Raw genomic sequence first — 19,309 nt, forward strand, 5'->3', positions numbered from 1 at the left:
CGGTGACCGAGAAGACCGGCCATGGATGCTGAAACAAGTTCAGCATGACGAGTGATAGAGAGGTTCATTTCTGTCCCTCCACCGCCGCAGCGAGGCCCGCCGCCATTTTCGTGATGTCGCCCGCGCCGAGGCAGATGATCATGTCGCCCGCACCCAGATTGCCCGCACGGATCGCGTCGGCGATGGTCGCGGCTAGCGCGGCGGCGTCGGTTACGGTCGACGCATGGCGATGGCCGCGATCGCGCAGCCCTTCAGCCAACGCATCGGACGATACGCCGTCGATCGGGCTCTCGCCCGCGGCATAGACCGGCAGCGCCAGCACCATGTCGGCGTCGTTAAACGCCTGCTGAAAATCGTCCATATGGTCGCGCAGACGCGTGAAGCGATGCGGCTGAACGACGCCAACGACACGCCCGGCCCCTGCCCCCTCGCGTGCCGCCGACAGGACAGCGCGGATCTCGACCGGGTGATGCGCATAATCGTCGATCACAGTGACGACGCCCGCACCGGCCGCAATCTCGCCGACCTTGGTGAACCGGCGCTTGACCCCGGCGAAGCCGTTGAAGCCGGTAGCGATCTTTTCGTCCGACACGCCCATGTGCAGCGCGACCGCGATCGCCGCGAGCGCATTCTGGACATTGTGGCGGCCTGACATCGGCAGGTGGATGCCCTCGATCGTCCGGCTGTTGCCGTCACGATCGCGGACAACGACGTCGAAGCGGTTGCCGTCGGCGCCCGGCGCCACATTGGTGCCGCGCACATCGGCCTGCGCCGAGAAGCCATAGGTCACGATGCGGCGGTCGCGGATGCGCGGAATGATCGCCTGCACCTCGGGATGGTCGAGACAGAGCATCGCAGCGCCATAGAAGGGCACATTTTCGATGAACTCGACGAAAGCGTCCTTGATCGCGTCGAAGCTGCCATAATGATCGAGATGTTCGGGATCGATATTGGTGACGACCGCGATCGTCCCGTCGAGGCGCAGGAAGCTGCCGTCGCTCTCGTCGGCCTCGACCACCATCCAGTCCGATGCCCCGAGCCGCGCGTTCGAGCCATAATTGTTGATGATGCCGCCGTTGATCACGGTCGGGTCGATCCCGCCCGCGTCGAGCAAGGCCGCGACGAGGCTGGTCGTCGTCGTCTTGCCATGGGTACCCGCAATCGCCACCGTCGATTTCAGACGCATCAGCTCGGCGAGCATTTCGGCCCGGCGAACAATCGGGATGCGATGCGCGAGCGCAGCCTCGACCTCCGGATTGCCGCGCTTGACCGCGGTCGAGGTCACGACGACCGCGACGCCGTCGACGTTCGACGCTTCATGCCCGATCGCGACCTTGATCCCGCGTTTGCGGAGTCCCTCGACGACATAGCTGTCGGCGATGTCGCTGCCCTGCACCTGATAGCCGAGGTTGTGCATCACCTCGGCGATGCCCGACATGCCGATGCCGCCGATGCCGATGAAGTGGATGATGCCGATATCGGTCGCAACGCCGCGCATCAGGCACCTCCCGCACGCGTGGCGGCGACGCCGGCGGCGACCGCCGCGCTGCGCGATCCCGTTCCGACGCGGATCACGTCCATCATCGGCGGCGCGGCAAAGGATTCGACCAGATCGGCAAGGTCGCGGGTCGCATTCGGCAGACCGCAACTCGCCGCACGGTCGGCGGCTTCCGCCAACGCACCGGGTTCGAGCGCCATGCGCTGGATATGCTTTGCCACCTCCGCCGCGGTGAAATCGGGCTGCTGGAACGAAATCGCCCCGCCTGCCTGAACCAGATCGACGACATTATAGGTCTGATGATCGTCCATCGCGTGCGGGTAGGGCACGAAGATCGCCGGTCGCCCGGCGCAGGCCAACTCGGCAACGGTCGAGGCCCCGGCGCGCGCGATCACCAGATGCGCCCAGCGCAGCCGCTCGGGGAAGTCGGCGATATAAGGCGCGCATTCGGCCGCGACACCAAGCTCGTCATATTTGGCGCGCACCGCCGCGATATCATCCTCGCGGCACTGCTGGACGACCTGTAACCGGTCGAGCAGCGCGCGCGGGAGCATCGCGATGGCGGCGGGGACGACATCGCTCAGCACGGTCGCGCCCAGACTGCCACCGACGACGAGAAGGCGGACGATGCCGTCCTCGGGCAGCGGCGGAAAGCCATCGTCGCGGATCGCAACAATCTCGTCACGCACCGGATTGCCGGTGATGTGAAGCTTTGCCTCGTTCCCCGCAGGAAAGCGCTGGATGTTATGATAAGCGACCGCGACCGCATCGACGCGCGGTGCCATCAGGCGGTTGACGCGGCCCAGCACGGCATTTTGTTCGTGGATGACGCGCGGACGCCTGGTTGCGCCAGCGGCGAGCAGGCTGGGAAGCGAGGGGTAGCCGCCAAAGCCGACAGCGACCGCCGGGTCAAAATCGCGGATCAGGTCGATCGCCTGCCGCCGCCCCTTGCGGATCGCAAGCGCCGCTTTCAACCAGCCGATCGGCCCGCCCTGTACGCGGCCAGCAGGCAGCACATGCGCCTCGAGCTCTGCAGGGGCGCCGGGGATCTTGAGCCCGCGGTCGTCGCTGACCAGCGCGACGCGGTGGCCGCGCGCGATCAATTCGCTCGCAAGGGCATAGGCCGGCAGCATATGTCCCCCCGTCCCGCCAGCGGCGAGCAGGAAGTGGCGCGTCGCTGTCATTTCGGGGCGCTCATTTCTTGTTCCAGTCTCGGGTCATCGATACCCGAGCCGCATAGGGGTTTCGCCGGGTCAGCGACAAGAGCAAACCCATGCCGATCGACAAGGCGATGAAGGAGGATCCGCCATAGCTGATGAAGGGCAAGGTCATGCCCTTCGACGGGAAGAGCTGGGTGTTCACCGCCATGTTGATCGTCGCCTGCCCGCCAAACTGGGCGATCAGGCCCGCCACCGCGAGTATCAGGAAGCTGTCGTCCTCGTCGAGCAGGCGAACCAGCACGCGGACGATGATCGCCAGGAACAGGATGGCGATCGCGATGCAAGCGATGATCCCGAACTCCTCGCCGATGACCGAGAAGATATAGTCGGTGTGCGCTTCGGGCAGCTTGAACTTCGCGAGACCCGCCCCTGGGCCGGTGCCGATCAGGCCGCCGGCGGTGATCGTCGCATGGGCGCGATCTTCCTGAAAGCTGTCGCCTTCGCCGAAGAGCCAACTGTTGATGCGCTGATGCGCGACCGAATAGGTGAAATAGGCGACGACGAGCCCCGCAAGACCGCCCGCGGCGAGCAGCCCGATAATCCGCATCGAAAGCCCCGCGACCATCACGAGCACCAGCCAGGTGCCGATGAAGATGATCGTCTGGCCAAGGTCGGGCTGGCCCATCAGCAATACGCCGATGATGCCCGTCAGGACGAAGGACAGCGGGACGACGGGCAAGCTCTGATCGTGCAGGCGCAGCGACAGCACCCATGCCAGCGACACCGCGAAGAAGGGTTTCAGAAACTCCGACGGCTGCAACCGGAAGACGCCGCTGCCGATCCAGCGCTGCGCGCCGTTCACCGAGGTGCCGATCAGCGGCACCATGAAGAGCAGGAACAGAAAAGCGATCGTGCCATAGATCGCGAACCGCCGGGCCTGTGCCTTCGGCAGCATCGACACGCTCAGCATCACGGGCACGCCCACGATCACCCACATCAGCTGGCGGTAGAAATAATAGAGCGGGTCGAGGCTGGCGGTGGTCGTCGACAGTTTTTGTGCCGCGACCGGCGATGCCGCTGCGACGGCGACAAGCCCCGTCGCGATCAGCATCGAGACGAGCAGCAGCAGGACGCGGTCGATTTCCCAGAACCACAGGCCGAGCGGCGTGCGGTCGGCGCGGCTGAGGCGCGGACCGCGACGTTTCGTCGTGCGCGTGGTCGCCGCGATGACCGGCCGTTCGGTGGCATCCATATTGTCGGTCCCCCCGCTCATATCGTCATCCATGCCCCAATGCCTGGACCAGCTCGCGGAAGCGGTCACCGCGCTGCTCATAATCCTTGAACTGATCGAACGACGCGCAGGCGGGCGACAACAGGACGATATCACCCGGCTCGACCGCCGCCGCCGCATGCGCCACCGCCATCGCCAGATCGCCCGACCGGTCGACCGGGATTGCGTCGCCGATCTCGGCGGCGAAAGCGTCCATCGCCTCGCCGATCAGATAGGCGCGCTTGACGTGCGGGAACCAGGGGCGGCAGGCGTCCAGCCCGTCGCCCTTGGCCTGCCCCCCGGCAATCCAGTGCAGACGCTGGTCCGGCGCCGGCGGAAAGGCCGCCAGCGCCGGTGCAGCGGAAGCCGCGTTGGTCGCCTTGCTGTCGTTGAACCAGCGGGCACCAGCGGCTTCGCCGACCAATTCCATACGGTGCGGAAGCGCTTTGTAAGTTGCGAGACCATGCTCGATCTGTTCGTCGTCCAGGCCGAGAGCGCGGCAGACGGCGATCGCGCAAACGGCATTCTGCGCATTGTGCGGTCCCTGCAACGCGGGCCAGCGCGTCTGGTCGACGGGATCGATATCCTTTGCCGAGACGCGGTGGAGGCGGTGGTTGATGCGCCCCGCGATCATCTTCGACGGATCGTCGTCGACCGCAACGATCGCGACCTGATCGCGGTGCTGCAGCGAGAAGAGCCGCGCTTTCGATGCCGCATAGCCCGCGAAGCCGTCATAACGGTCGAGATGGTCGGGGGTCAGGTTGGTGAGCACCGCGACGTCGCACGCCAGGCTGTGCGCAAGGTCGATCTGATAGCTCGACAGCTCGAGCACATAGACGCCCACGCCGTTTTCATTTGGGGTCAGCGGATCGCGGCTGAGGATCGGCAGGCCGATATTGCCGCCCATCAGCGTCGGCACGCCGGCGCTTTCGAGCATGTGGGTCACGAGCGCCGTCACGGTCGACTTGCCATTGGTGCCGGTGATCCCGACCACCTTGTGTGGCGGCAGATCGGCGCGCGCCTCGGCAAAGAGTTCGACATCGCCGAGCACCGGAACATGTGCCTCGCGCGCATGAGCCGCGATCGGATGGCGGTTGAGCGGGACGCCCGGCGACACCACGACACCCGCGAAGCCGACAAGATCGATGGTCAGCGGATCGCCGATGTCGGCGTTGAGCATCATCGCCTCGTCGCGCGCATTCTCGCGGTCGTCCCACGCGGTCACGCCGGCGCCGCTGGCGACGAGCGCCTCGACAGTCGCGAGGCCCGAGCGCGCCAGCCCCAGCACCGCATAGCGGCGGCCGGCAAAGGCACGCGAGGTGATCACCGGAGCTTGAGCGTCGCAAGCCCCGCGAGCGCCAGAACGATCGAGACGATCCAGAAGCGGATCACCACGGTCGATTCGGGCCAGCCGAGCTGCTCGAAATGATGATGGATCGGCGCCATGCGAAAGACGCGCTTGCCGGTGCGCTTGTACCAGAAGACCTGGATGATCACCGACAGTGCCTCGACCACGAACAGCCCGCCGATGATGACAAGCACCAGCTCATGCTGCGCGGTGACCGCGATCGTCGCGAGTGCGCCGCCGAGCGCGAGGCTGCCGGTATCGCCCATGAACACCGCCGCCGGGGGCGCGTTGAACCACAGGAAGGCCAGGCAAGCGCCGATGATCGCGGCGGCGAAGATCGCCAGCTCGCCGGCGCCGGGAACGTGCGGAATCCCCAGATAGCCCGCGAATTTCACGTTCCCCGAGAGATAGACGATGACGAGGAAGGCCAGGCTGGCAATGATCACCGGGAAGGTGGCGAGGCCGTCGAGACCGTCGGTCAGGTTCACGGCATTGCCGAAGCCGACGATCAGGACCATCGCGAAGACATAATAGAGCGGCCCCATCGGGATCACGACATTGCTGAAGAAGGGCAGATAGAGGTCGGTGCCGGTGCGCGACACGATCAACAGCACCGCGACAGCCGCGATCACGAACTCGATGAGCAGCCGGATTCGTCCCGGAATCCCGCGGTGGCTGGCCTTGGTAACCTTGTCCAGATCGTCGAGAAAGCCGACCGCCGCGAAGCCGCCGGTGACGAACAGACAGGCCCAGACGAATCGGTTCGACAGATCCATCCAGAGCAGGGCCGAAATCATCAGCGAGATCAGGATCATCAGGCCGCCCATGGTCGGCGTGCCCTTTTTCGCGAGGTGGCTTTGCGGGCCGTCGTCGCGGATCGGCTGCCCCTTCCCCTGCCGCATGCGCAGCATCAGGATGAAACGCGGCCCGATCCACAGGCCGATGATGAGCGCGGTCGCGACCGCAGCGCCCGAGCGGAAGCTCAGGTAGCGGATGAGGTTCAAAGCCCCCGGAAAGCCCAGCCACTCCGCCAGCCAATATAGCATCAATTGTCCCCGTTGATCAGCGCCGTCACAACGTGTGACAGGCCGACGCTGTTCGATCCCTTGACCAGCACCGTGTCGCCGGGGCGGATCAAGTCCTTCAGCCGCGTGACCGCCGCCGAGTGGGCGGCCACATGCTCGAAATCGATACGCCCCTCAAGCGCTTTGGCGAGCGGCGCCATCTCTTCGCCGACAAGCAGGGCGAATTGCACCCCTGCCGCGACGAGCGGAGCGGCGAGCCCCTCATGATAAGCCTCTCCACCCGGCCCGAGCTCTTTCATCGCGCCGAGAATCGCGACCTTGCGGTCCCCGGATTCGCTGCCGAGTTGCCCGATCGTCGCTGCCATCGAAGCCGGATTGGCGTTGTAGCTTTCGTCGATGACAAGGATATGGCCGCCGGGCACGGCGACCCTGTGGCGCGCGCCGCGGCCGGCAAGCCCGCCCATCTCGGCAAAGGCCAGCCCTGCCGCAGGCAGATCGCCGCCGACCGCTTTCACCGCAGCAAGGACGGCCATCGCGTTCGATACCCAATGTGCGCCCGCCTGCGCGATCGTGAAGCAGAGGAGCGCCTCCTGCACCTGCGCGGTGACGAGCGAACCGCCCTGTCCGTCGGACAACCAGTCGACCGCGCGCACGTCGGCGCCCTCGCCGAGACCAAAGCTGACGACATGCGCCGCATACTGTGCGGCTTTCGCGCGGAGCCGCGCATAATGCGGACTGTCGAACGGCACGATTGCGGTACCGCCGGGTTCCAGCCCTTCGAAAATCTCGCCCTTCGCGTCGGCGATCGCCTCTTCGCTGCCAAAGAATTCCATGTGCGCAGGGGCGATGGTGGTGACGATCGCGACATGCGGGCGGACCATCCGCGTCAGCGCGGCGAGTTCCCCGGCATGATTCATCCCCATCTCGAACACCCCGAAATCGGAGGTCGATGGCATGCGCGACAGGCTGAGTGGAACGCCGACATGGTTGTTGTAGCTCTTGACCGATCGATGCGCCTTACCGGGACGGAAGCGGTCGAGCGCGGCGAACAGAGCCTCCTTGGTTCCGGTCTTGCCGGCCGATCCGGTGACGCCAATGATCCGGCCATGGCTACGCGCGCGCGACGCGATGCCGAGGGCGTTCAGCGCGGCGGCGCTGTCTGCGACGCGGACATGCGGATGGGCGATGTCGGTCTCACAAACGATACCCGATGCGCCTGCTGCAATCGCCCTGTCGATGAACTGATGGCCGTCGGCGACTTCGCCCTTCATCGCGACGAACAGGTCGCCCTTCGTCACCTCACGCGAATCGAAAGCGACGCCCTGCACGGTGAAGTCGGCGCTGGCGGTGCCGCCGGTGGCAGCCGCAATGGCGCGGGCGGTCCAGAGCGGATTCATGCCGCCTCCTCGCGCGCGGCCGCTACATCGTCGAAAGGAATGACCCGCATATCGTCGCCGCGCCCGACAATCTGCCCCTGTTCATGCCCTTTGCCGGCGATGCAGACGATGTCGTCGGCCTTTGCCTCGGCGATGGCAGCCGCAATGGCGGCGCGGCGATCGCCGATCACCTGCGCCCTCGGTGCGCCCGCGGCAATTGCGGCGCGGATGGATGCCGGATCTTCTCCCCGCGGATTGTCGTCGGTGATGATCAGCACGTCGGCCTTTGCCGCAGCGACCTTGCCCATTTCGGGGCGCTTCGCCTGATCGCGGTCGCCGCCCGCGCCAAAGACAAGGATCAGCCGACCGGCCGCATGCGGGCGAAGCGCGTCAAGCGCCGCCTCGATCGCGTCGGGCGTATGGGCGTAATCGACATAGACGGGCGCGCCGGTCCGCGAGATCGCAGCGCGTTCCAGCCGGCCCCGCACCGGCTGGAGCCGCCCGAGATTGGCGAGCGTCTGCTGCGCGTTACCGCCAGTGGCGATGACGAGCGCCGCGGAGACGAGCGCGTTGGCGACCTGATAGGCGCCGATAAGGGGAAGATCGACCTTTTGCGTATGATCACCCGCCGCAATGACGAGCGACTGGCCAAGCTGGGTCGGCTCGCGCGCGACGAGGCGCAGGGTTTCGCCCTTCGCGCCGACGGTCATCAGGCGGACGCCGCGCGCGTTCACCGCATCGATCACCGCCGACGAATAGTCGTCGTCGGCCCAGACGACCGCCGTGCCGTCCTGCTCGACAACCTCGGTGAACAGGCGGAGCTTCGCCTTCAGATAGGCGTCCATCGTCCCATGATAATCGAGATGGTCGTGGCTGAGATTGGTGAAAGCAGCCGCCTTCACCGTCAGTCCCTCGGTGCGATACTGGTCGAGCCCGTGGCTCGACGCCTCGAACGCCGCATGCGTGACACCCTCAGCCGCCAGACCCGACATGTTGGACAGGAAGGTCACGATGTCGGGGGTCGTCAGCCCGGTCGAGGCGCTGTCGTTCGAGGTGGTGATGCCCAGCGTGCCGATCGAGGCAGCATGAAACCCTGCCATCCGCCACAACTGACGCGTCATTTCGACGGTCGATGTCTTGCCGTTGGTCCCCGTCACCGCGACGCAGGTAGCTGGGAAGCGGTGAAAGAAACGTGCGGCGATATGCGCGAAGGCGCGGCGCGGGTTGGCATCGGCGATGTGGACCGCACCCTCGACCTTCGCCTCGGGCCGCGCGACGATCGCGATTGCGCCCGCCTCGATCGCTGCGGCAATGAAATCCTCGCCGTTGAATTTCTCACCGACGAATGCGCCGAAGATCGTGCCGGGTGCGATTTTGCGATGGTCGATCGCGAGCCCGGTCACGACCGGGTCCGTCCCTGCCAGACCATGACCGTCGAGCAGTGCGGCGAGGCGCATTATTCGATTTCCCCGTCTCTCCGCACGAGAGGAATGAGTTCGGACACATCGACGTCGCGGGTTTCGTTGGGGAAGACGCCGAGCATCGGCGCGGCGCGCATCACGACCTTGCGGACGACCGGCGCCGCCGTCCAGCCGGCGGTGCGCTGACCCGAGCTATAGGCATTGCCCTTGGGCTCATCGACCATCGCGACGATGACGTAGCGCGGATTGTCCATCGGGAAGGCGGCGGCAAAGGTCGCCACCACCGACGTGCGGCGATAACCGCCGACGCCGGGCTTCTCGGCGCTGCCCGTCTTGCCGCCGACGCGGAAACCCGGCGCGTCGGCCTGCTTGCCCGTGCCGTCGGTCACGATCAGGCGGAGCAGCTGGCGCATCCGCGCACTGGTGGAGGCCTTGAATACGCGGCGGCCCTGCGGCGGCGCCTTGTCGCCCAGCTTTTCCAGCGTCGCCGGGCGCCAGATGCCGCCGTTGACGAGCGCCGCATAGGCGCTTGCAAGATGCAGCGGAGTCACCGCGATGCCGTGGCCATAGGCGGTGGTCATCGTGGTCAGCCGGCCCCAATCCTTGGGCCAGAGCGGAAAGGCGCGCTCCTTCAGCTCGATTTCCGGCCGCTTGTTGAATTCGAGGCTGCGGAACAGCGTCTCCATCTTTTCGCGGCCGAGTTCGTCGGCGATGCGCGCGGTCGCGATGTTCGAGCTTTGAATCAGCGTTTCGGGCACATTGTACCAGCGCCCCGGATGGCTGTCGCGGATGCGAAAACCCGCGATCGCCAGCGGTGCGCTGGCGTCATAGCGGCGCGCCATGCTGGTCACGACGCCATCGTCGATCGCGGCACCGATCGACAGCGGCTTGAAGGTCGAACCGAGCTCGTAGAGATTATAGGTCACCGCGTTGCGGCGGCCGGCGGCGTCCGCAGCGACCAGCTTGTTCGGGTTGAAGGTGGGCAGCGAGGTCATCGCCAGCACTTCGCCGGTATGGACGTCGAGGATGACGCCCGCGCCGCCGATCGCCTCCAGATTCGTTACCGCGCTCGAAAGTTCGCTTTCCAGCACGCCCTGGACACGCGCGTCGATCGACAGCGTCAGCGGACTGCCGCGCGTCGCCTTGTCGGTGAGTTGCTTCTCGAACGCGCCCTCGATCCCGGTGACACCATGACCCTGCGCATCGGTGAAGCCGAGCACCTGCGCCGCCAGGCTGAGCTGCGGATAGAGCCGCTCCTTCTCGCGCGGGAAGTCGAAACCGACGTCGCCGATCGCGTTCACCGCCGCGACCTGATCGGGCAGCGCACGGCGGCGGATGTAGGTCGGCTTCGAACCCGACAGCTTCGCGACAAACTCTTCGCGCGGGGTGTCGGGGAAGATCTTGACCAGCTCGTCGGCCAGATATTGCCGGTTGTTGAGCAGCTTCGACGGCACAACACGGATCGAATAGCCATCGATCGTGCGCGCCAGCGGAACGCCGTTGCGGTCGACGATGTCAGCGCGCGCCGGGATGAAGGTTGCGGCACCATTGCCCGCGCCCGACGAGGTGTCGAACAGCGCGAAATAGAGCAACCGCATCGAAACGAGAAAAAAGGCCGCCATGAACAGCAGCATCAGCATCATCAGGCGCTGCTGCGCGGTCAGCAATATCTGCTGCCGCACCCCTGCGGTTCGTACCCGGGTCGGACGGACGACCAGCGTGTTCATTGGGCCGACTTGCCCTCCTTCGCCTCACGTGCCGCAGCGCGTTTGAGGTCGGCGAGCGTCGATTCCGCCAGCAACTGATCCTCGATCATCTTGAGCTGTTCGCGGCGGCGCGTCGGCGCCAGACGCGCGGGGGTATCGCTGCGCACGCCGGTTTCGGCCTGCGCCAGCACGACGGGTTTCGCGGCAGCCTTGCTCACAGGCTTTGCCGGCTCGGCGGCGCGCTCGGGCGTGCCGACCGGGCTTACCATCGCCATAAGCACCGGCGCGACTTCGTTGGCGCCGCGCGCGCGTGGCAGGCGGTCGAGCGAAGCCAACTGGCGTTCATTCTCCAGATATTGCGAGGCGACCGGCGCCGAATAGCCGAAACTTTCGGCGTTCCATTGCTCGAGCTGGCGCATCGAGGCGCGCACCGCGAGTTCGGATTCGAGGTAGCGGATGTTCGCCCGGGTCCGGTCGATCTGGCGCTCGATACGCGTCAGCTCGCTGCGCGTTGCCGCGACCTTGAGCGAGACGGGATAGAGCGCCATCGCAAAGACGAGTACAAGCAGGACCAAGCCGATCCCCTGCAGCTTTCGGGCCGCCATCAGCATGACATGGACTCCTTCGTCGATTCCCGGCCGGGCCAGGCGGGGGCATTGGTGCGAACGGCGCTTCGTAGCGTCGCCGAGCGTGCGCGCGGGTTGCGCGCCTCTTCCGCCTTGGACGGGCGCACCTTGCGCGCCGGCGGACCGAAAGTTGCGGCCCGCGCCGGAGCGTGTGACGCGGGCCGGTGACGCGAACCGCCGGCGTCGCCGCCGCTGCGTTCGCGCAGGAAATTCTTCACGATGCGATCCTCGGTGCTGTGAAAGCTGACCACTGCAAGCCGCCCGCCGGGACGCAGCACGCGCTCGGCAGCAGCCAGACCGTCGACCAGTTCGTCGAGTTCGCCGTTGATGTGGATGCGGATTGCCTGAAAGCTTTTCGTCGAAGGGTCTTTCGGCGCGCCCGGCGGATGGCGGAGCGCCTTGCGGACCACCGTTGCGAGTTCGCCGGTGCGCGACAGCGGGCGCGCGGCGACGATCGCGCGCGCAACACGGCGCGACTGCCGCTCGTCACCATAGTGAAAGAGAACGTCGGCGATTTCTTCTTCGTCGGCGCGGTTCAGCCAGTCGGCGGCGCTTTCGCCCTCCTGCGCCATTCGCATGTCGAGCGGGCCGTCCTTCTGGAACGAGAAGCCGCGTTCGACCTGATCGAGCTGCATCGAGGAAACCCCGATATCGAAGGTAATGCCATCGACCGCATCGATCCCGCGTTCTGCGAGCAGACGATCGATCTCGCCAAAGCGGCCGTGGAGCAGCGTCAGCCGGCCACCCGCCTCGGCAATCAACGCCTGTCCGCCAGCGATCGCATCGGGATCGCGGTCACAGGCGATCACGTCGGCGCCCGCAGCCAGCATGGCACGCGTATAGCCACCGGCACCGAAGGTCGCGTCGACATGCTGCTCACCGGCAGCGATGGCTAGGGCGGCGATGACTTCTTCGCGGAGGACCGGATCATGGCGGGGATCCCGAGGAAGGTCGGGGGAAAGATCGGTCACTTTCGCGCCTTCCCCTTCGTTTCTTCCCAAGCCGATGCCAGTCGCTTCAGCACCGGGTCGGCCTCGACGCATTCGCCGAGGCTGGGCAGCCACCATATCTCGAACCGGCGGCCCGACCCGACGAAGGCGGTCGCACCGGCCTCGCCCACACGGTCGCGCGCGGTGAAGTTGGGAAGAAAACGCCCGCTGTCGTCGAGCGTATAGGCCTCCGTATAGCTGAAGCGCTTCTTGAACGCCTCATCCTCGTCGAAGTCGAGGTTGCGCGCGAGCGCGGTGTCGCGGTCGCGTTCGATCTCTTCCGACAGGCGATCATATTGATCCTGCCCATAGGCGACGAGGCAGGGCAGCTTTTCGTGAAAGCCGACCCAGAGCACGCGCTGGCCGTCCGCATTGAGGGGCACATTGTTGCGGAACTGCGAGGGGACGGCGATGCGTCCCTTGCCATCGATCGCGGCGAAGTTGGTGCCCGAATACCGACCGGGCGTCACAACTGCCATCGCTGAAGCCCCCCGTCTCGCGCCACCGGGCAATAGTTTCCTGTCCCCGGAATCAGTGATTCCGCGCCGAAAGACTCAGGTGGAGATTGCCCCTCTCCGCTTCCTGCCTATCAAGACTCTATCAGGGTGAAAAGGGGTAATTTAGGGCAAGATAGGGATTCCACGCCCCAAATAGGTGATTTCGGGGTGAAATGAGCGCGCTGACGGGTTCCGGCACGCCAAAGGGTGCTCCGAAGATGGAGCGGGTGAAGGGAATCGAACCCCCGTCGCAAACCTGGAAAGCTTCGGCCTGACCCTATCGGGCGCCGCGAATCCACAGCGGCTGCAGCGCCGCATCCGCTGCATCGGGCCACAGGCGGGCGCCGAGCCACTCGGCCGTGTCGGCCTTGCGCAGATGATCCGCCCATTCGGGGTCGGGCTGCCACAGCGGGGCAAAGAGCAGGTCGGCATCGCCCACCAGCCACACCTCGCCCTGCCCGATCCGGCAATGCGCGACATGACGATCGGCATAGGGTCGGCACGTCGGCGGCAGCGTTTCGAACCGACCTGCGGTGACGAGCCGCAACCGGGCGCCATCGACATCGGCCGACATCGCCCCCCGGTTGCCGGCCGGCGCGGTTCCCAGCGTCACGCCCCAATGGTCGAGCAGCGGGGTCAACAGGCTGGTGACCGGCGGATTGCGCGGATCGCCGAGCGGATGCCGCATCGGCCAGGCGGTCAGGGCGTCCGCAAGGATGACGGCACGGCCGCCCCCGCGTACAAAGGCATCGACCGCGACGAGCTCGCGCGGTGCGAGCGCGCGCGGATGCGCAAGCAGAAGCGTGCCACCGGGCACCGGCGGATCGTCGATCAGGCTGTCAACGAGCCGCAGCGGTCCCGCCGCGCTCAGGCGGAGGAGCGCAGCATCTTCATTTGCCCCCTGCGCGAGCATCGCCGAAAGGTCGGTGCCGCCCGACCAGCGGAGCGGCAGGCCGGTCAGCATCGTCGCGGACGGACCGTGCGCGACGGCGGGGCGATAGAGCGACGCAAGCAGCCGGTGCCCGCCCACGAACCAGCCCGCCACGATCGCAGCGGCGAGGAGCCAGGTGATCGCCCTGCCCCGGCGCCACCGAAACAGCGCGTCGGCCGCGAAGAGAATGAGAGTCCAGCCGGGCAAACTCATCCCGAGCTGCAACCAAGGCGGCCGCGCCGAAAGAGCGAGCGCCAGACCAGCCTGCGCGACCAGCAGAAACGCGGCGGCCAACCCGATCGTCCGCCAGCGATCGCGCCGCGCCTCGCGTAGCTGAAGCCATGCGAGCAGCAAAGCAGGCAGCGGCATCAGCGGAAAGGCAAGCACCGGGTCGATCCGCCCGAGCCGTGCCTGCCCACCCACACCCCACGCGAGGACGAGCAGCAGCAAGGCCGCAGCAGCCGCGCGGAGCGTCGACGCCGCGAGCGACTTCACTGTTTCGATTGGCGCGCCCGTGCAAGGGCCGGATCGGGCTCGAGATCGGGAACCGTCGAGGCCGGCGCCGGCGGCGCGGCCTGCGGCGTCTTGACGTCGCTCGTCTGGTTCTGATCCTTCGAAACCGGCTGAACCCCCAATTCCTCAAGCGGCGCGCTGCCCGCCTTCTGCGTAGCTCCCGGATCCACCGCTTGTGCGGTAGCGGCTTCCTGCGCCGCATTTTCGCGCGCGCGATCGCCGATCAGGCCGGCCATGCCGACGAGCAACAGCACGGTGAGTACCCCGGCGATGCCGATCTGCAACCGACGCATCGAATCATTGGTGGGCGCCTGCGGCGCCGTGCCGTTCGTCATGCAGCCAGTCCTTTGCTCACCAGCCACTCGGGATTGTAGAGCGTCGAAAGATAGCGAAACCCGCTGTCGCACAGGATGGTTGCGATGCGCTTGCCCGGACCGAGCTGGCGCGCGAGCGCCATCGCTCCGGCGACGTTGATTCCCGACGACAGACCCAGGCAAAGCCCCTCTTCGTCGAGCAGTTGCCGGACGACCGCGAGTCCTTCCTCGTCCGAAATGCGGAATTGCGTATCGATCGGCGCACCCTCCAGATTGGCGGTGATGCGATTCTGGCCGATGCCTTCCGCGACGCTCGATCCTTCGGGCTTCAACTCGCCGCACTGATAATAATTAAAAAGCCCGGCGCCGTGCGGGTCGGTGAGCGCGACCGTGATATCGGCGCTCTTGGCTTTCAGCCCCAGCCCCGTCCCTGCGATCGTGCCGCCGGTGCCCGCCGCGCAGGTAAAGCCGTCGATGCAGCCCTCCATCTGGTCCCAGATCTCTTCGGCCGTACCGAAGATATGCGCCTTGCGGTTCGCGATATTGTCGAACTGGTTCGCCCAGATCGCATTGTCGGTTTCCTCTGCGATGCGGCGCGAGGTGTGAACGAAATGGCCGGGATTGGCGAAGGGCGCGGGCGGGACGAGCACCAGTTCGGCACCCAGCGCACGGATCGTCGCCATTTTCTCGGCGCTCTGATTGTCGGGCATGACGATGATCGTCTTGTAGCCGAGCGCGTTGGCGACAAGCGCCAACCCGATGCCGGTATTGCCTGCAGTCCCCTCGACGATCGTCCCGCCGGGACGTAAGCTGCCGTTCGCTTCGGCATCACGGACGATATAGAGCGCCGCGCGATCCTTCACCGATCCGCCGGGGTTGGCATATTCGCACTTGCCCCAGATTTCGCATCCGGTGGCCTTACTCGGCCCTTCGAGCAGCACCAGCGGGGTGTTGCCGATCAGGTCCAGGCTGGTTTTCGCAATGGTCATGCCCCTGATCTAGGGCGCCGCCCCGAGCGCCGCAAGACAGCTTCGCTTGCTTCGCATATCACCGGGCTTTGTCGACCAACGGGGCATGATGACCGATGAACGACATGCCGCGCGCCCCACATGGCTTGCACTTGTAACAGTATATCATTACTGGAGGCGCGAATTGTCGCACCGAACAACAGGATCTCCCCATATGCGTCTGCTTTCCGCCGCCGGCATTACCCTTGCCCTGATGATCTCCGGACCCGCTTTTGCCCAGAGCGCGGCGCCGGCGCCGCAACCGACCGGCGACGATGATTATCACACCGACCAGCCTATCGTAGTGACCGCGCCCTATGTCCGCAGCCTCGACATCCTTGGCAATGTGACCGTCATGGAAGGCGAGAAACTCGCTCAGGACATCCGCGGGCAGATCGGCGATACGCTCGCTTCGCAGCCTGGCGTCTCGTCGAGCAGCTTTTCCCCCGGCGCGTCGCGCCCGATCCTGCGCGGCTTTTCGGGCGAACGCGCCGCGGTGCTCGTTGACGGGCTCGGCGCGATCGACGCGTCATCGACCTCGGCTGACCATGCGGTTGCCATCGACCCGCTGACCGCCGAGCGTATCGAAATCCTGCGCGGCCCATCGGTCCTCCTCTTCTCGAGCCAGGCTGTCGGCGGCGCGGTCAACGTTTTCGACCGCCGTATTCCGCGCAGCATCCCCGAAGCTCCGCTGCACTTCGATGCGCTCGCCGGCTATGGCACCGCGGCCGATGACAAGAGCATCGGCGCTTCCATCGACGTGCCGGTCAGCGAGCGCTTCGTCGTCCATGCCGACGGCAATTATCGCGATTCGGGCGACGTTCGTGTCGGCGGGCTGATCTATGCCCCCGCGCTGCGCGGCCACCTGCTCGACCTTGCCGCCGACGCGACGGCCGGTGGCGACGCCGACGAGGCGGCGCGGCTCACCGATGCGGCAAACAGCCGCGGCAAGGTGCCGAACAGCCAGAGCACGAGCAAGAGCGCGGGCGTCGGCGCCGCCTTCATCGACGACGGCGGTTCGCTCGGCATCAGCTTCGGCTATCTCCAGGACGATTATGGCATCCCGCCGCGCGCTGACATTGACGAGGTGCCAACGATCAAGGCGCGTCAGTATCGCGTCGACCTGCGCGGCGAGGTCAATCTGGGTGACGGCCTGTTCGACAAGCTGCGCGTACGCGGCGCCTATGCCGATTATGCCCACACCGAGTTCGACGATGGCCAGCCGGGCACGCGCTTCACCAACCGCGGCATCGAGGCACGCGCCGAGCTGGCGCAGAACGACCGCGGCGGCTGGCGCGGCGCGAGCGGCGTCCAGTACAGCTTCCGCGACTTCGCCGCGATCGGCGACGAAGCCTTCCTCCCCGCGAACGAAACCACGCGCATCGCGGCCTTCACGCTGCAGGAACTCGAACGCGGCCCGGTGACGCTTGAGGGCGCGCTGCGCTTCGAAAATTCCAAGGTGACCGCGAACAGCATCGGCTTCGACCGTTCGTTCAGCAGCCTGTCGGGTGCCGCGGGGCTGAGCTACCAGCTTGCCGAGGGTCTGAAGGCCAGCATCTCGGTCTCGCGCAGCGAACGCGCGCCATCGGCGGAGGAACTGCTCTCCGACGGTCCGCACGCCGCCACGCTGACCTATGAGCGCGGCAATCCGAACTTCGACAAGGAAACGAGCTGGGGCGGCGAAGCGTCGCTGAAGTACAAGCGCGACGGCTGGTCGGCGGGCCTCACCGGCTATGCGAGCTGGTTCGACAATTTCATCTATGAAACCGACACCGGCCTGATCGAAGACGACCTGCCCGTGTTCGAATTCCGTCAGAACAAGGCCCGCGTCTGGGGCTTCGAGTTCGAAGGCACCGCACCGATCGCGCAGGTCGGCGGCTTCCATATCGGCGCCGACGCAACCGCCGACATGACGCGCGCGAAGATCGTCGATGGTCCTTATGTGCCGCGCATTCCGCCGCTGCGCATCCGCGGCGGGCTTGAAGCCTCGAGCGAACGGATCGACGTGCGCGCCGAGGTCGAATGGAACGACGACCAGAACCGCATCGCGCCGTTCGAGACGTCGACCAAGGGCTTTACGCTGGTCAACGCCTCGCTGACCTGGCGCCCGCTGCCCGATACGAAGAACCTGTCGCTGACGCTCTCCGCCGACAATATCCTCGACGTCGATGCCCGCCGCCACGCGAGCTTCACCAAGGATTATGTGCCGCTCGCCGGCCGCGACATCCGCCTTACCGCCCGCGCGAGCTTCTGATCTCCGCTCGCAGGGCTACGGCCGGATCCGGCGCCTCCCGGATCCGGCCGACTAAGGGTCAATAGGGCAGGCTCTTGCGCTTGATCCAATAGATCGAGGTTGCGGCCGCATAGGCTCCGACCTTTTCCCAAACTGTCTCGTCGACCGTCTCGATATCGATGCCCGCGTCGATATAGGCGCCGACGATCTTCCCGATCTGCTCGTCGCTCATCTCCCCCGTCAGATCGGGATTGGCGCCGCGCGGACCGAAGTCGAGCGCCTTGTCGACGACGCTTGCCTGCAGCTTCGATTTCGCAATGGCGCCGACCAGCCATTCGCGCGAAATGCGCGCAAGGCTGTAGTCGAAATAGGTCGCCTTGTTTTCATCGGCGATTCCATGCTGCGTCACACAGGCATCGACGATCGTGCCCAATTGCTTGAACAGCGCATCGCGCGACGCCGCGTCGCCGGCACCGGCCATCGCCGCGCCGACCTGCGCCTTGAAGTCGGGCGTCGAAGAGGTGGCAACGCAATCCAGCTTCGCGCCGTCCTGCGCCAAAGCCGCGCCGGGCATCGCCGCCAACGCGAGTGCCGCGCCGGCCATCCAGTTTCTGATCATCGAAATGCCTTTACCCCCAGAGAGAACAACCCTCAGGAGAGCATGGCCATCCCGCCGTTCACATGCAAGGTCTGGCCGGTGACATAGCCGGCTTCCTTTGACGCGAGATAGACCACGGCGGCGGCAATATCGCTCCCCTCGCCCATCCGGCCTGCGGGAATGCGCTGGTTGAGCGCTTCCTTCTGCGCGTCGGGCAGATCGTCAGTCATCGCGGTGGCAATGAAACCCGGTGCAACACAGTTGGCCGTCACGCCGCGGCTCGCCAGTTCCTGCGCCAGCGCCTTGGTCATGCCCGTGACCCCGGCCTTCGACGCAGCATAATTGGCCTGCCCCGGATTGCCGGTCGCGCCGACGACGCTGGTGATCGAGATGATGCGCCCGAAACGCGCCTTCATCATCGGCTTGGCCGCAGCGCGTGCGAGGCGGAAATTGGCTTCGAGGTTGATGCGGATGACGTCCATCCACTCCTCGTCCTTCATCCGCATGATCAGATTGTCGCGCGTGACGCCGGCGTTGTTGACGAGGATGTCGAGCTTGCCGCCCAGTGCGTCGACGGCCGAAGGAACGAGCGCATCGACCGCCGCCGCATCGCCAAGGTTGCACGGCAGCGCAACATGATCACCGCCGAGCGTATCGCGAAAGGCGCTCAGCTTGTCGGCGTTGGATCCCGAAACCGCAAGCCGCGCGCCCTGCGCCGCCAGTGCCTGCGCGATGGCGGATCCGATACCGCCCGAGGCGCCGGTGACAAGGGCGGTCATGCCGGTGAGATCGAACAT

17 protein-coding genes are annotated in these 19,309 nt (G+C 66.1%); 1 reads left to right on the forward strand and 16 read right to left on the reverse strand.

Translation table 11 applies throughout. The features are described 5' to 3' along the window. Positions 1–64: 64 nt before the first annotated feature. The 14 genes from murC to ACQY80_RS02530 form a co-directional block, all read right to left on the reverse strand. A complete protein-coding gene (gene murC / locus ACQY80_RS02465; RefSeq protein ID WP_428683306.1) occupies positions 65–1,498 on the reverse strand; it encodes a UDP-N-acetylmuramate--L-alanine ligase in 1,434 nt (477 codons plus the stop codon). Beyond that, positions 1,498–2,682, reverse strand: a complete 1,185-nt coding sequence (murG, locus tag ACQY80_RS02470; RefSeq protein ID WP_428683308.1) for an undecaprenyldiphospho-muramoylpentapeptide beta-N-acetylglucosaminyltransferase — start codon at positions 2,680–2,682, stop codon at positions 1,498–1,500. Before murG ends, murC begins: the two co-directional genes overlap by 1 nt. Positions 2,683–2,692: 10 nt before the next feature. Continuing rightward, positions 2,693–3,931, reverse strand: coding sequence for an FtsW/RodA/SpoVE family cell cycle protein (locus ACQY80_RS02475; RefSeq protein WP_428683310.1), 1,239 nt, complete (start codon positions 3,929–3,931; stop codon positions 2,693–2,695). Positions 3,932–3,935: 4 nt separating this feature from the next. Next, entirely contained in the window at positions 3,936–5,255 is a 1,320-nt protein-coding gene (gene murD / locus ACQY80_RS02480) for a UDP-N-acetylmuramoyl-L-alanine--D-glutamate ligase (protein ID WP_428683312.1), read from the reverse strand. Next, a complete protein-coding gene (gene mraY, locus ACQY80_RS02485) occupies positions 5,252–6,322 on the reverse strand; it encodes a phospho-N-acetylmuramoyl-pentapeptide-transferase (RefSeq protein WP_428683314.1) in 1,071 nt (356 codons plus the stop codon). Before mraY ends, murD begins: the two co-directional genes overlap by 4 nt. After that, positions 6,322–7,698 carry a UDP-N-acetylmuramoyl-tripeptide--D-alanyl-D-alanine ligase gene (locus ACQY80_RS02490; RefSeq protein WP_428683316.1) on the reverse strand — a complete coding sequence of 459 codons (1,377 nt, stop codon included), beginning with the start codon at positions 7,696–7,698 and terminating at the stop codon, positions 6,322–6,324. The genes mraY and ACQY80_RS02490 overlap by 1 nt, the downstream gene beginning before the upstream one ends. Then, positions 7,695–9,134, reverse strand: a complete 1,440-nt coding sequence (locus ACQY80_RS02495; protein WP_428683318.1) for a UDP-N-acetylmuramoyl-L-alanyl-D-glutamate--2,6-diaminopimelate ligase — start codon at positions 9,132–9,134, stop codon at positions 7,695–7,697. The genes ACQY80_RS02490 and ACQY80_RS02495 overlap by 4 nt, the downstream gene beginning before the upstream one ends. Beyond that, the gene (locus ACQY80_RS02500) at positions 9,134–10,825 is read right to left on the reverse strand and encodes a peptidoglycan D,D-transpeptidase FtsI family protein (protein ID WP_428683320.1); all 1,692 of its coding nucleotides are present in this window, start codon (positions 10,823–10,825) and stop codon (positions 9,134–9,136) included. The genes ACQY80_RS02495 and ACQY80_RS02500 overlap by 1 nt, the downstream gene beginning before the upstream one ends. Next, positions 10,822–11,415, reverse strand: a complete 594-nt coding sequence (locus tag ACQY80_RS02505) for a hypothetical protein (RefSeq protein ID WP_428683322.1) — start codon at positions 11,413–11,415, stop codon at positions 10,822–10,824. The genes ACQY80_RS02500 and ACQY80_RS02505 overlap by 4 nt, the downstream gene beginning before the upstream one ends. Beyond that, on the reverse strand, positions 11,409–12,401 hold the full coding sequence (gene rsmH, locus ACQY80_RS02510; protein WP_428683324.1) for a 16S rRNA (cytosine(1402)-N(4))-methyltransferase RsmH: 993 nt from the start codon (positions 12,399–12,401) through the stop codon (positions 11,409–11,411). Before rsmH ends, ACQY80_RS02505 begins: the two co-directional genes overlap by 7 nt. After that, complete coding sequence (locus ACQY80_RS02515; RefSeq protein ID WP_428683326.1) at positions 12,398–12,898, reverse strand: division/cell wall cluster transcriptional repressor MraZ; 501 nt, start codon at positions 12,896–12,898, stop codon at positions 12,398–12,400. The genes rsmH and ACQY80_RS02515 overlap by 4 nt, the downstream gene beginning before the upstream one ends. A gap of 295 nt (positions 12,899–13,193) precedes the next feature. Then, complete coding sequence (locus ACQY80_RS02520; RefSeq protein ID WP_428683328.1) at positions 13,194–14,342, reverse strand: Gldg family protein; 1,149 nt, start codon at positions 14,340–14,342, stop codon at positions 13,194–13,196. Then, positions 14,339–14,695, reverse strand: a complete 357-nt coding sequence (locus ACQY80_RS02525) for a hypothetical protein (RefSeq protein WP_428683330.1) — start codon at positions 14,693–14,695, stop codon at positions 14,339–14,341. The genes ACQY80_RS02520 and ACQY80_RS02525 overlap by 4 nt, the downstream gene beginning before the upstream one ends. Then, positions 14,692–15,663 (reverse strand): cysteine synthase A, encoded by a 972-nt coding sequence (locus ACQY80_RS02530; protein WP_428683332.1) that lies wholly within the window; start codon positions 15,661–15,663, stop codon positions 14,692–14,694. The genes ACQY80_RS02525 and ACQY80_RS02530 overlap by 4 nt, the downstream gene beginning before the upstream one ends. Before the next feature lie 193 nt (positions 15,664–15,856). On the opposite strand from ACQY80_RS02530, the gene ACQY80_RS02535 reads away from it, so the two are divergent. Beyond that, positions 15,857–17,935, forward strand: coding sequence for a TonB-dependent receptor (locus tag ACQY80_RS02535; RefSeq protein WP_428683334.1), 2,079 nt, complete (start codon positions 15,857–15,859; stop codon positions 17,933–17,935). A 58-nt stretch (positions 17,936–17,993) separates the two neighbouring features. On the opposite strand, the gene ACQY80_RS02540 is transcribed toward ACQY80_RS02535, so the two are convergent. Further along, positions 17,994–18,533: a hypothetical protein gene (locus ACQY80_RS02540; RefSeq protein WP_428683336.1), complete on the reverse strand. Its 540-nt coding sequence runs from the start codon at positions 18,531–18,533 to the stop codon at positions 17,994–17,996. A gap of 32 nt (positions 18,534–18,565) precedes the next feature. Beyond that, positions 18,566–19,309 (reverse strand): 3-oxoacyl-[acyl-carrier-protein] reductase, encoded by a 744-nt coding sequence (gene fabG, locus ACQY80_RS02545; protein ID WP_428683338.1) that lies wholly within the window; start codon positions 19,307–19,309, stop codon positions 18,566–18,568.

The organism is Sphingopyxis sp. (genome assembly GCF_965279755.1).
GTDB lineage: Bacteria > Pseudomonadota > Alphaproteobacteria > Sphingomonadales > Sphingomonadaceae > Sphingopyxis.

Excerpts from the sequence above, each read along its gene's own strand:
- ACQY80_RS02475 (WP_428683310.1), bottom strand. The coding sequence starts at position 3,931 with ATGAGCGGGGGGACCGACAATATGGATGCCACCGAACGGCCGGTCATC.
- mraY (WP_428683314.1), bottom strand. The coding sequence starts at position 6,322 with ATGCTATATTGGCTGGCGGAGTGGCTGGGCTTTCCGGGGGCTTTGAAC.
- ACQY80_RS02515 (WP_428683326.1), bottom strand. The coding sequence starts at position 12,898 with ATGGCAGTTGTGACGCCCGGTCGGTATTCGGGCACCAACTTCGCCGCG.
- ACQY80_RS02540 (WP_428683336.1), bottom strand. The coding sequence starts at position 18,533 with ATGATCAGAAACTGGATGGCCGGCGCGGCACTCGCGTTGGCGGCGATG.
- ACQY80_RS02505 (WP_428683322.1), bottom strand. The coding sequence starts at position 11,415 with ATGCTGATGGCGGCCCGAAAGCTGCAGGGGATCGGCTTGGTCCTGCTT.
- murG (WP_428683308.1), bottom strand. The coding sequence starts at position 2,682 with ATGACAGCGACGCGCCACTTCCTGCTCGCCGCTGGCGGGACGGGGGGA.
- ACQY80_RS02535 (WP_428683334.1), top strand. The coding sequence starts at position 15,857 with ATGCGTCTGCTTTCCGCCGCCGGCATTACCCTTGCCCTGATGATCTCC.
- ACQY80_RS02500 (WP_428683320.1), bottom strand. The coding sequence starts at position 10,825 with ATGAACACGCTGGTCGTCCGTCCGACCCGGGTACGAACCGCAGGGGTG.
- ACQY80_RS02525 (WP_428683330.1), bottom strand. The coding sequence starts at position 14,695 with ATGACGAACGGCACGGCGCCGCAGGCGCCCACCAATGATTCGATGCGT.
- ACQY80_RS02530 (WP_428683332.1), bottom strand. The coding sequence starts at position 15,663 with ATGACCATTGCGAAAACCAGCCTGGACCTGATCGGCAACACCCCGCTG.
- ACQY80_RS02495 (WP_428683318.1), bottom strand. The coding sequence starts at position 9,134 with ATGCGCCTCGCCGCACTGCTCGACGGTCATGGTCTGGCAGGGACGGAC.
- ACQY80_RS02490 (WP_428683316.1), bottom strand. The coding sequence starts at position 7,698 with ATGAATCCGCTCTGGACCGCCCGCGCCATTGCGGCTGCCACCGGCGGC.
- fabG (WP_428683338.1), bottom strand. The coding sequence starts at position 19,309 with ATGTTCGATCTCACCGGCATGACCGCCCTTGTCACCGGCGCCTCGGGC.
- murC (WP_428683306.1), bottom strand. The coding sequence starts at position 1,498 with ATGCGCGGCGTTGCGACCGATATCGGCATCATCCACTTCATCGGCATC.